This is a genomic window from Bacillus sp. V5-8f (genome assembly GCF_002863565.1).
Lineage (GTDB): Bacteria > Bacillota > Bacilli > Bacillales > DSM-1321 > Peribacillus.
This window is the reverse complement of sequence record NZ_PGUW01000004.1, coordinates 138,068-152,861: the sequence shown is the minus strand read 5'-3', so window position 1 is coordinate 152,861 and position 14,794 is coordinate 138,068. Positions and strand designations below refer to the sequence as shown.

At 41.6% G+C, this 14,794-nt stretch carries 17 protein-coding genes; 3 read left to right on the top strand and 14 right to left on the bottom strand.

Features of this window, described 5'->3' with window-relative positions; all coding sequences use genetic code 11:
- Positions 1 to 35: 35 nt before the first annotated feature.
- The 4 genes from CUU64_RS04710 to CUU64_RS04695 all read right to left on the bottom strand — a co-directional run bounded on the left by CUU64_RS04710 (position 36) and on the right by CUU64_RS04695 (position 4,600).
- Positions 36 to 1,211, bottom strand: coding sequence for a M14 family metallopeptidase (locus CUU64_RS04710; RefSeq protein ID WP_101632122.1), 1,176 nt, complete (start codon positions 1,209 to 1,211; stop codon positions 36 to 38).
- Positions 1,212 to 1,337: 126 nt separating this feature from the next.
- Positions 1,338 to 3,206: an LTA synthase family protein gene (locus CUU64_RS04705; RefSeq protein ID WP_101632121.1), complete on the bottom strand. Its 1,869-nt coding sequence runs from the start codon at positions 3,204 to 3,206 to the stop codon at positions 1,338 to 1,340.
- 200 nt (positions 3,207 to 3,406) lie between these two features.
- Positions 3,407 to 4,375, bottom strand: a complete 969-nt coding sequence (locus tag CUU64_RS04700) for an ROK family glucokinase (protein WP_101632120.1) — start codon at positions 4,373 to 4,375, stop codon at positions 3,407 to 3,409.
- A 15-nt stretch (positions 4,376 to 4,390) separates the two neighbouring features.
- On the bottom strand, positions 4,391 to 4,600 hold the full coding sequence (locus CUU64_RS04695) for a YqgQ family protein (protein WP_101632119.1): 210 nt from the start codon (positions 4,598 to 4,600) through the stop codon (positions 4,391 to 4,393).
- 166 nt (positions 4,601 to 4,766) lie between these two features.
- On the opposite strand from CUU64_RS04695, the gene CUU64_RS04690 reads away from it, so the two are divergent.
- Positions 4,767 to 5,639: a hypothetical protein gene (locus CUU64_RS04690; protein WP_101632118.1), complete on the top strand. Its 873-nt coding sequence runs from the start codon at positions 4,767 to 4,769 to the stop codon at positions 5,637 to 5,639.
- Here the strand turns inward: CUU64_RS04690 and CUU64_RS04685 are convergent.
- From CUU64_RS04685 to CUU64_RS04660, 6 genes are all read right to left on the bottom strand, one after another.
- Complete coding sequence (locus CUU64_RS04685) at positions 5,615 to 7,162, bottom strand: rhomboid family intramembrane serine protease (RefSeq protein ID WP_142383595.1); 1,548 nt, start codon at positions 7,160 to 7,162, stop codon at positions 5,615 to 5,617. The two genes, CUU64_RS04690 and CUU64_RS04685, sit on opposite strands and share 25 nt — an antisense overlap.
- Positions 7,163 to 7,291: 129 nt before the next feature.
- Positions 7,292 to 7,474 carry a hypothetical protein gene (locus tag CUU64_RS04680; protein ID WP_101632116.1) on the bottom strand — a complete coding sequence of 61 codons (183 nt, stop codon included), beginning with the start codon at positions 7,472 to 7,474 and terminating at the stop codon, positions 7,292 to 7,294.
- A 78-nt stretch (positions 7,475 to 7,552) separates the two neighbouring features.
- Positions 7,553 to 8,341, bottom strand: coding sequence for a DUF92 domain-containing protein (locus CUU64_RS04675; protein ID WP_101632115.1), 789 nt, complete (start codon positions 8,339 to 8,341; stop codon positions 7,553 to 7,555).
- Positions 8,331 to 8,906, bottom strand: a complete 576-nt coding sequence (locus tag CUU64_RS04670; RefSeq protein WP_101632114.1) for a 5-formyltetrahydrofolate cyclo-ligase — start codon at positions 8,904 to 8,906, stop codon at positions 8,331 to 8,333. The genes CUU64_RS04675 and CUU64_RS04670 overlap by 11 nt, the downstream gene beginning before the upstream one ends.
- Before the next feature lie 60 nt (positions 8,907 to 8,966).
- Positions 8,967 to 9,116: a 50S ribosomal protein L33 gene (rpmG, locus tag CUU64_RS04665; protein WP_016204868.1), complete on the bottom strand. Its 150-nt coding sequence runs from the start codon at positions 9,114 to 9,116 to the stop codon at positions 8,967 to 8,969.
- 118 nt (positions 9,117 to 9,234) lie between these two features.
- Positions 9,235 to 9,840 carry a hypothetical protein gene (locus CUU64_RS04660; protein ID WP_101632113.1) on the bottom strand — a complete coding sequence of 202 codons (606 nt, stop codon included), beginning with the start codon at positions 9,838 to 9,840 and terminating at the stop codon, positions 9,235 to 9,237.
- A gap of 389 nt (positions 9,841 to 10,229) precedes the next feature.
- On the opposite strand from CUU64_RS04660, the gene CUU64_RS04655 reads away from it, so the two are divergent.
- Together CUU64_RS04655 and CUU64_RS04650 are read left to right on the top strand one after the other, a co-directional pair.
- A complete protein-coding gene (locus tag CUU64_RS04655; protein WP_101632112.1) occupies positions 10,230 to 10,625 on the top strand; it encodes a hypothetical protein in 396 nt (131 codons plus the stop codon).
- Positions 10,618 to 11,139, top strand: a complete 522-nt coding sequence (locus CUU64_RS04650; protein ID WP_101632111.1) for an endolytic transglycosylase MltG — start codon at positions 10,618 to 10,620, stop codon at positions 11,137 to 11,139. The genes CUU64_RS04655 and CUU64_RS04650 overlap by 8 nt, the downstream gene beginning before the upstream one ends.
- A 137-nt stretch (positions 11,140 to 11,276) precedes the next feature.
- Here the strand turns inward: CUU64_RS04650 and phoU are convergent, their stop codons facing one another.
- The 4 genes from phoU to pstC all read right to left on the bottom strand — a co-directional run bounded on the left by phoU (position 11,277) and on the right by pstC (position 14,709).
- The gene (gene phoU / locus CUU64_RS04645; RefSeq protein WP_101632110.1) at positions 11,277 to 11,927 is read right to left on the bottom strand and encodes a phosphate signaling complex protein PhoU; all 651 of its coding nucleotides are present in this window, start codon (positions 11,925 to 11,927) and stop codon (positions 11,277 to 11,279) included.
- A 27-nt stretch (positions 11,928 to 11,954) separates the two neighbouring features.
- Positions 11,955 to 12,734: a phosphate ABC transporter ATP-binding protein PstB gene (pstB, locus tag CUU64_RS04640; RefSeq protein ID WP_308302340.1), complete on the bottom strand. Its 780-nt coding sequence runs from the start codon at positions 12,732 to 12,734 to the stop codon at positions 11,955 to 11,957.
- Positions 12,735 to 12,922: 188 nt separating this feature from the next.
- Positions 12,923 to 13,801 (bottom strand): phosphate ABC transporter permease PstA, encoded by an 879-nt coding sequence (pstA, locus tag CUU64_RS04635; RefSeq protein WP_101632108.1) that lies wholly within the window; start codon positions 13,799 to 13,801, stop codon positions 12,923 to 12,925.
- Positions 13,801 to 14,709: a phosphate ABC transporter permease subunit PstC gene (gene pstC, locus CUU64_RS04630; RefSeq protein ID WP_101632919.1), complete on the bottom strand. Its 909-nt coding sequence runs from the start codon at positions 14,707 to 14,709 to the stop codon at positions 13,801 to 13,803. Before pstC ends, pstA begins: the two co-directional genes overlap by 1 nt.
- Positions 14,710 to 14,794 lie beyond the last annotated feature (85 nt).

Genomic DNA, 14,794 nt, shown 5'->3' with positions numbered 1-14,794 from the left:
TAGTAGCGAATGCCGAGAATTAATTCCTATAATGGTTACCTATACAATGCTGCCATTAACATCCCCAATGTTTCGCAGTAGATGGTATCCATCTGCGATAAGGGCAGCGGATTAATGCCTTTTCCAAGCTCAAGGGTAAAACCGGGACGCTGATATTCTTGAATGAACCAATCTTTATAACCCGCATGACTGTCAACATATCGCACAGCCTTATATCCGCTTTTCTTTTCAAATTCTTCGGCAATCCAGCCAGCGTTGGAAGGTTCTTTGCCTTCGTAACCCCAATAGAATTCTCGTCCCTGAGTATGGAGGGCCATCACTTTTTCAAAGTCACGCTTTTGAGCGAGCTCCCACATCGCCACAGCCTCAGGCTCGGTCAATGGTGCTTCACCCGGAAAATCTCGCGGCGCAGGGGCTTGAGGTATTTTTCTCCTTTTCTCGATTTCCCACCTGGCTGGATACTGGTTATTAAGATCTACTCCTCGGATATTGGCTTTCCAGGCATAAAACTCATCAGAACCTCCATTCATTGCTTCTACATCGAACTTTCCTTCCGCCGCCCTGGTACCATGGAGGACGAGATCCACACCATCAGGGTTGACCATTGGTACCATTGAGATCCTCTTTGTTTCATAAATTGGCAGCGTGTATAGCCCATAGAGAGGCAGCCCAGTAGAGAGTGATATTAGCAAATCATTTAGCCATCTCATCAGAATGGCCGATGTTATCCATTCATTAGCATGAAAAGAGCCATTATAGTGAACGATTTCTCTGCCCTTCCCTAAACTCACTTCCAAAATGTCTTTACCAAGGACACTTTTGCCGATCGTTTGTATTTCAAGAAATGGGTATAGCTTCTTCAGCCGGATTAAATCCTTCGTTAAAGATGAATAATCGTAGCGTTTTTTCGTTTTGATGGCCGGCCTGTTGATGCTTACAGGAATCTTTACCTCCTGGCTTGGCTCAAAATCCCCGTTTAACACCCATAATGCGTCGGCAGAAACACGAAAATTCTCTGCTATTTCCGGAAGCGTTATCCTCATAGACGAAGAGATTTTTTGTTTTTTAAATCCAGGTATATGGATTATTGATCCTTTTAGCAAGCCCTCATTAATGACATTAGGATTGGAATCCCTAATCAATTGAAGCGGAACATGAAAAAGCATGCTGTAATATACGAATGAGTCTCCATCTCTGCCAACTATCCTCAATCGGTTTCCCTCCCCGCATCTTCTGTTAAACTGTATGAGGGATATAAAAGAAAAATGTAATGCAGCCAAAATAACCAGAAAAAGACAGCCTCATATTTTTTACGGGCTGCCAATGAACAGGGTTGTTTATTTTGATATTTTCTGGTTCCGTTCTCCATAAAAACGAAGAAGATCTCCATAAATAATCTTATCTGAGTAATCCAGCTCTTGTTTTGCATTCTCTATAAATGGTTCACAATAAGTTTTTTCCGTAAGTTGACCTGTGCGCTTATCATAACAAGTGTCCCTTGTATAAACAAACTGCTTTGTTATAAAGCTGCTGTCGCGAAGAACAGTTAATTCTAAATTGCCTCTGGAGAATAAATCAGATCCAAACTCAATAGTACCGCTGGTTTTAATTCCCAGCAAATGAAGAAGCGTCGGCCTTAAGTCTATTTGTCCTGATACTTTGGAAATGGTTTTGCCCTCTTGTCCGGGTATATGGATGATTAACGGTACCCGTTGTAACTGAACAGACTCAAACGGGGTAATCTCTTTTCCAAGAAATTGGCCCATAGCCTGGTTATGGTTTTCCGAAATGCCATAATGATCCCCGTAAATGACAATCACTGAGTCTTCATAAAGACCGGAAGCTTTTAAATCAGCAATAAATTGGCGGAGCGCCTCATCCGTATACCGTACGGTTGGAAAATATTTATTCAATGTCTTAGAATCTGAATGATATTCATCAATGGATCGGTCCCTTTCATCCAGAAGAAACGGAAAATGATTAGTCAGCGTAATAAATTTTGCGTAAAAGGGCTGGGGCATTTCCTTTAGGTGAGCGATAGACTGGCTAAAGAACTCCTTGTCCTTCAAGCCCCAATTAACTGAATTACCAGCATGGACCTGATAATCGTTTATGTCGTAAAACCGTTTAAAGCCCAAGGATTTATACATAAGATTCCTATTCCAGAAGCTCCCGTTATTCGCATGTAAAGATGCTGTAAAATATCCTTTTTCATTTAAAATCTCAGGCATTCCCCTGTATTCATTTTGGGAATGCGTAAAAAATACCGCACCGCGGCCTAAAGGATAAAGTGAGTTTTCAACAATGAACTCAGAATCCGAGGTTTTGCCCTGTCCGGTTTGGTGGTAGAAATTATTAAAATAATAGCTTTCCTTCAAGAAACGGTTTAAAAAAGGAGTGATTTCCTTGCCGTTTACGTTCTCATTTATCACAAAGCTCTGTGTCGATTCCATGCTCACCATGATGAGATTTTTCCCTTTTGCAATCCCATATAGCTCTTCATTTGGTACTTCTCGATTAGCACGTACATAATTTTCGATTTCAGCAAGTTTGCTCCCATCGGCAACTGCTCTTTGCGCAGAGGATTTTGATTGCAGGACCATATCATACAAATGGTAATTATAGGTCCCGATATTCTTTACAAGAATCTCCCTGTCAAATGTTCTAGTGAATAATTCCGGGCGCTCGGCTTCTGCCAAGCCAAAATTAAAACAGAACAGTCCGGATGTTGCAAGCAGAAATACCTTTTTATTACCCGTATATTCAGGCGATGCCAAAAAGGCAGGCTTTATATATTTGATTACAACTAATAGTAACAAATCTACAAAATACAAAAAGTCGGCAGGATTAACAAGCTCGGTGACACTGCTTCCCAAATCACTCATATTGCTCGTCTGAAAAAGCACTGGGATCGTTAAAAAATCATTGAAGAACCGATAGAATATAATATTGGCAAAGAGAACAGTTGTGAGGAACGAGCTCATTAGAAGAACATACACATTTTTCCATTTTTCCTTTAAGAAAAGGCTTACATTAAAGATCAATAATAAAAAACTAAGAGGATTTATAAAAAGAATGAGTTCCTGTCTCCAATTTTCTATATCAATGTTAAAATTGACCTTATAAGCAATATAAGTCTTTATCCATAAAAAAGACACGGCCAGGGCCATGAAAGAGATCCCTGGTGAGGCAGTAGTCCTCTTCATTATACTCCCCCTTTGTGTTAGACCCAATCTACCTGTATATGTATTAATCTCAGTTATAATACATACCCGCTAAAAGAATAATAAAACTTTACCAAGCAAGCTTTATTCAATCTTTTAAGTAACCAAGCAAAAAGCAAAGAGAAAGAAGTCTTCCTTACACAGAAAACTTCTCTCAGTAGCATTCACTTTTTTATTCTTATCTATTCGACAAGGTAATTCTTCACGAGCCAGGCCGCCCCAATGACACCTGCATCATTTCCGAGGGTAGCTATATCGATTTCTGTTGATTCTCCCACCCGTGGAAAGGCGTATTGCCTGAACCAATCTTGGACCGGCTTCAGCAATTTACCACCTGCTTTGGAAACACCGCCGCCAATGATTATTTTTTCAGGATTAAGTGCGTTTGCTATGTTGGCAAGCCCAAGACCTAAGTACCGGCTAACCTTTTGAATGATTTCAACTGCCAATTGGTCGCCTTGTTGTGCAGAATCAAAAATATCTTTGGAAGACAATTTTCCATTGTTATTCTTCACACCGTGTAGCATGCTTATGCCTTTGAAATCCGCCAATGCTTCCTCAGCCAATCGAACAATGCCTGTCGCAGAAGCAACGGTTTCTAGGCATCCTTCTTTTCCGCAGTTACAACGAGCTCCATCTTCCGGTACCACAGTAATGTGGCCAATTTCACCAGCTGCTCCGCTAATTCCGTGCACCAGTTCTCCATTGGCAATAATACCGCCGCCAACACCTGTTCCAAGAGTTACACAGACCAAATCCTTTGCTCCATTTCCAGCACCTTTCCACATTTCTCCAAGGGCCGCTATGTTCGCATCGTTGTCAATGAAAGCTGGAAGGGAGGTTTCCACCTCAAGTAAGTCTTTTAACGGATAATCCTTCCAGCCAAGATTGACGGCTTCATAAATTGACCCATTTATAAAATTCACAGGTCCTGGCGCTCCCATTCCAATGCCAAGGATCCTGTTTTTTGGCTCTCCAAGCTCTTCGAGCTTGGCATCGATCGCCTTGGCAATGTTAACTGTAATATTTTTCCCTTTTTCTGAGATGTCAGTGGGAATTTCCCATTTATGAAGGATTTCACCGTATAAGCTTATAAAAGCGATCTTTGTCGTCGTTCCCCCTAAGTCCACACCAATAATCCATTTTTCCATTGTACTCACCTTTTGTTAGTTATTTCGTTGTTTGTCTTTTTGAATTTGGATTTGCTGTCTTAACAACAGCAGTGCTGTCTGTAGCTCCTTGGTTTCAATTAATTGGGAGCGGTATAATTCCTTAATCTCCGCCTCCATCAACTCAAGGTCCGCAATTCGGTCTCCTGTATAAATGATCGTACCAAACCGTTTTAAAAATTGTTGAATATCGTATATTGTGTTCATACTTTCCCTCTAAAGATATTTTTTTCTATAAAAAGTATAAAGCAATGGGAATTATCGTACAAGTGCCTCCTGCCCGATCGTGTAAAACAGAATTCTTTCCCCCTCCATCATACTTGTCCATAGCCGTACATATAGTAGATTAACGTGACTATGGAGGATGTCTTGTATGAAGATTCAGACTAAATATGGATTGTTCGCTGTACTAATTATCATTACGGCAGTAGTTTATTTCTTATATGTTAAACCTGTCAGGGAAACGATTATTTTTTTCCCCCTTGATCCTTCCATACAGTTTGACGAAGCTTCTACTGCACTTAGAGCCAATCAGGGGAACGGCTCCTATTCTATTAGCTGGTCAGAAGAATCAGTGTTAAACATGGAAGCGTACTTGCGGCAGGATATTTCCTTGCTTTATAAAAACGGAAAACTGGCGAGTGTATTGAAAGATTGGAAGCAGGATGCGAAATTGATCCAACAAGCTGAAAGCTTTCCAGTTGAAGAAAGCTCCTTGTTCCAAACTGTTACGTTCCATTACGCTGAAGTTCATACACCTGAATCAAAAATATTTAGCGCTCAAAGGTTGACGGAGGACAAGCTTTATGTGATCCGCTCGCCATATTCCGCCTTTCAGTCTTTTTTACAGCCGATTTCAACCGAACAACATGAATGGAAGGAAGTCCTGGAGCAAACGGCAAGATCGATAATTATGGAAAGCCTCAATCAAGCTGCCTCTGCCTTTGGAATCGATAGGAACCGTTACCGAGTGGCTCCCCTGACAGATTTGAGAGCAAAGCAGGGAAACCTCCTTTCCGGTTACACGGAATCAAAACAAGACGAAATTATCGGCAAACTTTGGGAGGGCCTTTACCGCAATTATGTATTAGGTATCCGACACGATAACGGAAGTGAGTTGAGCCCGCTCGGAAGCACGGTACCCCTTTTACTTGTTGCACTGGATAAAAAAGAACTGTTGGTGGTGTTCACCGCCTCAGACGGCGCGCCTGTGTTGCTGCGTCAAAGACTGCCCTCTCCCCGCTGACGTAACTGTTCGAGCAGCTTTTGGTATCTTTCTTCATCAGGGCTTATCTCTGCGGCTTTTTTTGCGTGGACCTCAGCCCGCTTCGGTTGGCCCGCATCCATATAAACAAGCGCCAAATTATAGTGGGATGCAGAAAAATCCGGATTGTATTTTATCGATTGTAAATAATGCTTTTCAGCAGCTTCGAAATTACCCCGGTGGGACTCTAAATTTCCAAGCACAAAATAAGAATAAGGAGCATTTTGATGTTTTTCAGTGAATTTTTCTAGTAATTCTTGAGCCTTGTCTACCTGATCCTCATCAAGATACTTTTGGGCGATATGTGCTGTTTGTCTGTCATTTCCGTCTAATGCAACGGAAGAAAAACCCATCTGTAACAGCCAATATGTCACGAAGACAGCTGCAAGTGCAAAGGCAATTTGACGGACCGGCTGTTTGCTTTTTGGCAGATGGACAATCCCCGCAGCCAAGAATCCGCCAATCAATCCGCCAATATGACCCGCATTATCGATCCCTTCCACTGAAAAACCATATCCGAGGTTAAATAGAATTAAAATGATGACATTCATCCCCATAGTCCTGAAAAAAAGCTTCGGATGGGCTATCCCGAAATAGAGGAGAGCACCAAAACAGCCAAAAATGGCTCCACTGGCCCCCGCAGAAATGTTTGCATTTGTTAAAAAGCTCGCCAGCACCCCGGCAAAGCCGGCAAATAGGTATATGAAAAAAAAACGCAGCCTGCCATAGATCCTTTCAACCTCACCACCGAGAAAGTATAGCGACATTGTATTCATCAATAGATGAAGAAACCCAATATGCACAATGATAGGCGTAAAAAACCTCCACCACTCTCCCTGGAGGATGAGCGGGTTGTATTTAGCCCCAAATTCAATCAGTGTCGACGAATTTGTACTACCGCCATTGAGTTCCATAAGCAGAAACACAGCTACCTGCAATACGATGAATAGATAGGTAAAAAACGGCTTCCCTGCTGAAAAAAGCTGTTGTTCCTCCTTGGCTTTTTGTACGGATGCGGAAAGGGCCGTTTGCTTTAAATAAACGATTTCCGCTTCTTCTATTCCTTCGCCTTCTGAGAACTTGAAATGGAATTGCTTTTCCAGCTTCCCCTGAAGTTCCATGAATTTATTCTCAAATCTGGATGTATCCAGTATAAATGTATGAATGGTTGTCTTATTGCTGATTGACGGTGACGATATCAAGTATTCATAGTCATCAACCGGGGCAAAAGATGTAACATAAATGTTAAACACGTTAAGCGGCTTTCTAATTAGTTTCCTTCTGATTTGTTCCCCATTCAGGGCCGTCCTTTCGATATCCCGCTTTAGCCAGTTCGCCCAATCCAGGTTAACACGCATCAGCCTAATCACAGGAAATCGCTGGTTTCTTCCATTTTCAAGCCAAATTTCATCATGGTTGTCAGAAATCGTAATCATGCGATACCCATAACGTGCCGTAAGCTCCTTGACCATGGACCAAAATATATAATCCTCTTTTAAGCCCAATGCCGTCCCTACTTTCTGGCATGCATTTCTAATTCTCTAAAATAAACTATAGACGAAAAAGCACCAAATGTAAAAAAAACAGACCATATTGGCCTGCTCATATAAACTTTTTAATTTTGACGCAAACCTTCATTCCGGTCTAAACATACCCTGCACCATTTTTTCCCGGACCCCGGGCATATTCAAAGAACCTTTGACAAAAAGTTTTCTTAAAAAACTATTGGAAAGAGCCGTATTTAAAAGCCTGTACCGATAACGGAATCCTAAATAAGCAGCTCCACCCATCATCGCCATTCTTAAAATTAAACGCATAGAAATCCCTCCTGATCATATTTTGCTCCACCAGGAGTGATTCTTAGTCTTTTTTTTATTTCCATAAAAACGCCTATTCTAAAATAACGGAATCATCAAAAGAGCGATCAAACAGGCAATTGTGATTGACGACAAGTTAATGACATCATTATTAATGGAACGTCTGCCCTTTACAAGCAGAGTCTCTTTACCGCAATGATAATTTTTTTCAGTCTCCAGGCCGCATGCTTCACACCGGAATCGTGCTTGGACTACTGCCCCGAACAGCGTGTCAATCAAATTACCGAGAAATCCAAAAACAGTGACAAAAGCAAGCAGAGGAGTCCAAGATAATTTAAATAGATAAATTGCGGAAACCGCTATAAACCCTGCACCTAAAAAACCCGCTATTGAACCTAACAGTGAAACTGCTCCTGAGGTGCCTGGTTCAGCCGGCTTTAACGTCAGAATATAAAAGGGGCGGCGCTTGCTTAAAACACCAATTTCTGAAGCCCATGTATCGGAGTTTGCAGCAGCTATTGAAACAATGAATGCCACGAGCGACATCTCACTTGGATATAGGAAATGGACACATGAGGCCAAAGCTGCGTTTCCCCCATTGGCAAGGACTTGCTGCCAGTCTCTTGCGTCCCCTTTTTCAAGCTTTTCTTCAATGCTCCTTTTGCTCGCAGACTTGTACTTGGACCAAAAGCTGGAGGTTGCAAAAAAAAGTCCTAAAAGTAACAAGCCGGGCAGCTGAAAACCGATCGCAACTGAAGTTCCAACAAAAACAGTAGCGATGGCACCTGATCGGGAAAGGGATTTCACCTTCCAGCCGGCATAAGCGGTAATGACAATAATACAGAAATAGAAAAAGTTATCCAGCATTACAAAGAAATACCCTTTCCGGAGTAACGAGCTTCCCAACAGGTATATCATGCTTTTCAATTGGCAAAGCCGGTACTACCTGTTCGTTGAATGCCAATGAAACTGTCGGCCCATTATAATAAGGAAGAAAACGGTCGTAGTATCCTCCACCAAAACCAATGCGATATCCCGTTTTGGTATATGCAATTCCGGGAACGATAAGCATGTCGATTTCTTCTGGCGGCGCATCCATTGTTTCCCCCAAAATAGGTTCCTGCAGGCCAAAATAAACTGTTTCAAGCTGTTCAAAGGAAGTAATTTTTCTGAACTGAATGGATTTATCTTGAGGAAAACATTTTGGCACTGCCACTTCCTTGCCCTGTTTCCATGCTTTCTTAATAATTTCCCGGGTATCTACCTCCGGAACATTGGAAATTGTTATGCCAACCATTTTTGCCTGTTCCCATTCAGTGAGCTTAAATAGCCGTTCGGCAATCATAAGGGAAAGGGAGCGGTAATCCGCCTCACTGATTTTCTGCAGTACCGACTTCAATTGCATTCGGATATCCTTCTTCTCTTGGTTCATATATGTAGAAGCCTCCTTTTGCTTTGCTAAATAAAAAAACAACAGGAAAAATCCTGTTGCTTACTTTGTTTCACGGTGTACTGTGGTGCGTTTTTCTCTTGAGCAGTATTTTTTAAGCTCAAGACGATCTGGATTGTTACGTTTATTTTTTTTAGAAATATAGTTACGGTCTCCACACTCAGTGCAAGCTAACGTAATATTCACGCGCATGTGTCTTTCCCTCCAAACATAAATGCTATTTCACATAGGACTTTTCTATAATAGCACTTTTTCGTATGAAATGCTAGTCTGTTTTTTTAAGGGGAATGTAGTTTTTACAGGGATTTGATTATATATTCAAAGAAGCGCCACAAGCCAACAGCTCATCGTTCATAAACTTGGCCTCTTCCTGTGTTCCAGCGGAAATGACCCAGGCAATCGCTTCTGCAGAATCCTGCGGCATGATTGTAGTTTCAAAGGAAAACATGGTACTTACTTCTCCCTTTGCGAGTGGGGAAAAAGAGAGGATCCCTTCTTTAATGGACTTAAAACAGCCGTTATGGTAAAGATGTTTTTTTCCCTGGATGCAGTATTGTGACATGCTTTTGCCGTTCATGGCTCCACCAATTAAAGTGACAGACGCCTGGCCCATATGCAAAATCGCTTTTTCGCTCGGGCTATAGAATGCTACTGCCTGCCGTTCTAATAAATTCTCATACTGGAACATGATTTTTGGAAGAACCTTATCCTTAGAGCAGTTTTTGATCGTAAACTTGAAAAAGGTAACCGGATTCTTAGTATGGGTCTGTACCAGTGTTCTAACTTCTCCATTCGAATAGGTTGCTGATTCATCGGTTACCCAGTCAAAGGTTCCATCAAGCCATATTCCGGCTTTAAGGTTCTTCAGGGAAACTGTTTGCTTATAATTCGGTTGGTATGCTGATAAACTAATCATTGTTTTCCCCCTTACATTTGAATGATGCAGGATTGGCCTATTCTCGATGGCCTGTCCCATAAATCTTTTTATTTATAATCCCTTGGCACTTACGTCTTGTTTAATTTTTCGAAAAATTCTATATCTTTATGGTAGCATTGAAATAAAAGACAGACAATGAACGCATTTTGTCGAGTTCGCCCGCTCCTTTGTATGAGTGGAAATAAATCACAATATTTTTTAAAAAACCCGAAAAAAAAAGAAGTATGATATTTTTCGACATACCCTCATCAAATTTTTTGACAAAAACCTACTTTTTTCAAAAACGTATGCTAAATGAAGTCCAAGTTCACAAAAAATTGTGTATGATAGAATTTGGACTAATAACAGTCGTGGGTGAGGTGTATAATATGGAAACAATTTTTATCATATTACTGGCAGGAGCTATTTTACTTCTTATTTATTCCTTCTTTAAAAGGGACAATGTAAAAAAGATTCAGGAAGATTTGGAGGAATTAACTCTTACGCATATGCAGGACATCTATCAATTAAAGAGAAAAATCAAGATTTTGGAGGAGGAACTGCTTATCCAGGAAGATACGGCGGGACGACTGAAGCCGTTGATTGCTGGCAAGGAATCTCCAATGAGGCAACAGCCGATAAATGAGATACTTAAAGCCCAAGTGTTATCGCTGTACCAGCAAGGCCTATCTCTGGAGCAAATAACAAAGCAATCCACGTTGTCTATGGAAGCCGTCCGCAGTGTAATTGAAGAGAGCCACACAAGGGGGCTTCACGATGAGTAAAGGGGCAATACGAGCATTTGCTGGAGGAATCATCGTTTCGACTGCTGTTATTGCGGGATACTACTATTTGTATCAACCGAAGGATAAAGTAACCATGGATCTCAGCCAAGCAAAAAACATGCTTGAGCAAGAAGGATTCCAGGTTACAAAGGAAACCTCAGCAGAGAAGTCTGAAGATCCGGATAAACAAGTAGATCCGGAATCTGTAAAAAAAGAACAGGCCAATGTAGACGACACAGTGAAAACAGAAAAAAATATGGATAAAAATGCAGGAATACAAGATTCCCCCAATTCGGATAAAGAACCTGCGGCAACTTACACATTGACGATCCAACCGGGCATGACATCACGGGAAATTGCTGAATTGCTAGTAAAGGAAGGCATTTTGAAAGATGCGTCCCTATTTCAGCAGTACATGGAACAAAATGATCTATCGAAGCATATCCAAATTGGTGAATACGTACTTACAAATAATATGACATTCCAGCAGGTTGCTAAAACGATATCAAAGTAAATCACCCACAGGTATGTAAACTAATAAAGCCAAAAGCAAAGGCAAGAATGTAATATAATTTTCTTGCCTTTTACTTCGGAACACAGGCGTTGCCATATCCTCTGGCAACGCCTGTGTTCCACACTTGTGGTGTCTAACTATTCATTTAAATCAAAGTGGCGCCCTCTTACAAGGTAATAAATGCTTTCCGCAACATTTGTTGTATGGTCTGCAGTCCTCTCGAGATACCTTGCAACCAAAGAAAGCTGAGTGACTTGCTGCAGGTTTTCATTAGATAGCTGAAGCAAGCTCTTGATGCTCTCCCCGTATAAACTGTCTACTTCATCATCCATCTCCGCGATCTTCCTTGCCATAACGATATCATCTTTCTCAAAAGCTTCAATCGAAAGCCGAATCATCTCCATGGTTATTTCCTTCATTTGTCTTAAATGTGAAAGAGACTCAATCAAGGGCTCCTGTCCGATCCTAATGGTTGACTTCGCTATATTGACGCCAAAGTCAGCCATTCTCTCGATATCCGAAGCAATTTTTATAGCCGCAATGATCCGTCTTAGATCGATTGCAACCGGCTGTTGCTTTGCAATCAGCAAGATTGCATATTCATTAATTTCTTCTTCTAACATATCTGCTTTTGTATCATCTTCAATGATTTCCAGGGCCAAATCGAGATCCTGATTCTCTAGAGCTGTAAATGACCGGGAAATCGATTCAGCCGCGAGATGTGTCAACTCGATTATTTTCCTATTAAGTTCAGCCAATTCTTGTTCAAACTTTTCACGTACCACCATGTGTCCACTCAACCCCTGTCTCAAGCTTTATCCAAAACGTCCTGTAATATAATCTTCCGTTCTTTTATCTGCCGGATTTGAGAAGATTGTATTGGTATCTTTATACTCAATCACTTCCCCATTTAAGAAAAATGCGGTTTTATCTGAAATTCTCGCAGCTTGCTGCATATTGTGAGTTACGATGATAATGCTGAACTCTTTCTTTAGTTCCTGGACTAACTCTTCAACCTTCAATGTTGAAATTGGATCAAGTGCAGAAGTTGGTTCGTCCATCAAAATGACATCCGGTTCAATCGCAAGACATCTGGCAATACACAGACGCTGCTGCTGTCCGCCCGAAAGGCCGTAAGCATTTTGGTTAAGGCGGTCCTTCACTTCATCCCAGATTGCAGCACCGCGAAGACTTTTTTCAACGATTTCGTCTAGGACTTTTTTATTTTTGATTCCGTGGATTTTCGGGCCATATGCTACGTTTTCATAGATCGATTTAGGGAATGGATTAGGCTTCTGGAAAACCATTCCTACGTGTGTCCGTAATTCTTCCACCTTGTAAGATTTATCAAGAATATTGCGTCCGCGATATTTAATTTCTCCGGAAGTCTTTACACCCGGCACCAATTCAATCATGCGGTTCAATGTTTTAATGTAAGTTGACTTTCCACACCCGGATGGGCCGATAATCGCAGCCACTTCGTTTTGTGAAATATCGAGATTGATATTTTTCAGGGCATGGTTTTCTCCATACCAAAGATTTAGATCCTTCGATTCGTAAACAAATTCCTTCTCGAAATTATCCACTTGATTCATTTGGCCGCTATTCTTTTTGTTTACCTCTGGCGTTAATATAGTAGCAGTCATATTGAAATCCTCCTTCATCCTTGTAAGAAGAGCGCTGTGCACCCTTTTATAAACGAACATCGACTAACAACTCCGGTTATTCGTGTTAACCCCATGGCGCAATATACGCCAACATATGAATACATCAAAATTCAAAACTAATATCGTTTTTGAAACTTATTTCGAATAAATACAGCAATGGAATTCATAATAATCAATAATACTAGGAGTACAATGATTCCAGCTGCCGCAACATGCTGGAACTCCTCCTGAGGCCTTGAAGTCCAGTTATAAATCTGCATTGGAAGCACAGTAAATGTATCGAATACTGTTCTTGGCAAGAAAGCGATAAACATCGGAATCCCAAGAACAACAAGCGGGGCTGTTTCCCCGATAGCCCTTGAAAGCGCAAGAATTCCACCAGTAAGGATTCCTGGAATTGCCGCTGGCAGGACAACCTTAAGGATCGTCTGCCACTTTGTTGCACCCAAACCATATGAAGCTTCCCGCAATTCCTTTGGCACGGAGCGGATCGCTTCCTGGGAAGCAACAATGATAACCGGCAAAATAAGCAAGCTCATAGTAAGAGCAGCTGCCAACACAGAACGATCAAGCGCCAATGCCCGGACAAATATCGTTAATCCAAGCAATCCGAATACAATGGAGGGCACACCTGCCAGATTTGAAATGTTCACTTGGATAAAAGACGTAAAACGGTTTTTTGGAGCATATTCTTCCAGGTAAATTGCCGTTCCGACCCCTAGAATCAGAGAAATTGGAGCAACCGTAGCCATCAGCCAGATGGTTCCGATAAATGCCGCCTTCACACCGGCCTGTTCAGGCTTTCGTGAGGCAAAGTTCTGGAAAAAGTTTAAATCGAGGTTGCCATATCCTTGAGTGAATATCCGATAAAGCAAAACTCCGAGCACCAGCAGCCCAAACATGGTCGCCAGGAAAAACACACCTTTTAAAATGCTGTTGGTGGCCAAACGGCTAGGCATCCTTTTTGCAATAGTTTCTTCGTTGATCAGTTTCATCAGTATTCCTCCCTAAACCTGCGAGAGATAAATTGCGCCAATAGGTTCATTGCAAGCGTGAATACGAAAAGTGTCATACCTACTGCATAAATGCTGTAGTAAATTGTCGTTCCATATCCCGCGTCCCCTGTAGAGACCTGTACAATATAGGCAGTCATTGTTTGAATAGAAGTTGTTACATCCATGCTCATGTTAGGCGTTGAACCACCGGCCACGGACACAATCATCGTTTCTCCTATCGCCCTTGATAAAGCCAATACAATAGATGCCAGGATTCCTGAAAGCGCTGCAGGAAGAATGACTTTAATCGCTGTTTCAAACTTGGTTGCCCCAAGGGCAAAAGCTCCTTCCCTGATCGAGTTCGGTACTGAGGACATTGCATCCTCCGATAACGACGCAATCATTGGCGTAATCATTATCCCGATTACGATCCCCGGGCTCAGGGCGTTAAAAATCTCAAGTGAAGGAATAATTTTCTGTAAAACCGGAGTGACAAATGTCAAAGCAAAGAATCCATATACAATTGTCGGAATCCCTGCCAATACTTCTAAAATTGGTTTAATGACCCTTCTCGTTTTATCAGATGCATACTCACTCAAATAAATGGCTGACGCCAGGCCAATCGGTACAGCAACAAGCGCCGCAATCGCCGTAACCTTAAGCGTTCCCGATACTAATGGAAGAATCCCGTAGGAAGCATCGGTTTTTGAGAACGGATACCACTTATCCGCCGTAAAAAACTCCTTAAGAGGAATTTCCGTAAAGAAGGTGACTGTCTCAAATATCAATGTAAAAACAATACCAATTGTCGTCAATACAGAGATAATAGCTGTTAAAAGAAGCAAGCCAGGAACGATCTTCTCAAAACTCAAGCGATTGCTGCGCTGTTGCTTCTTTTCCATGATCATACGCTGGACTGAATTTTTTTCTGTGTTGTCAAATGCCAAAATGAAAACCCCTTTCCATCCAAGACACGGCAAGGCGAGAAGCAAA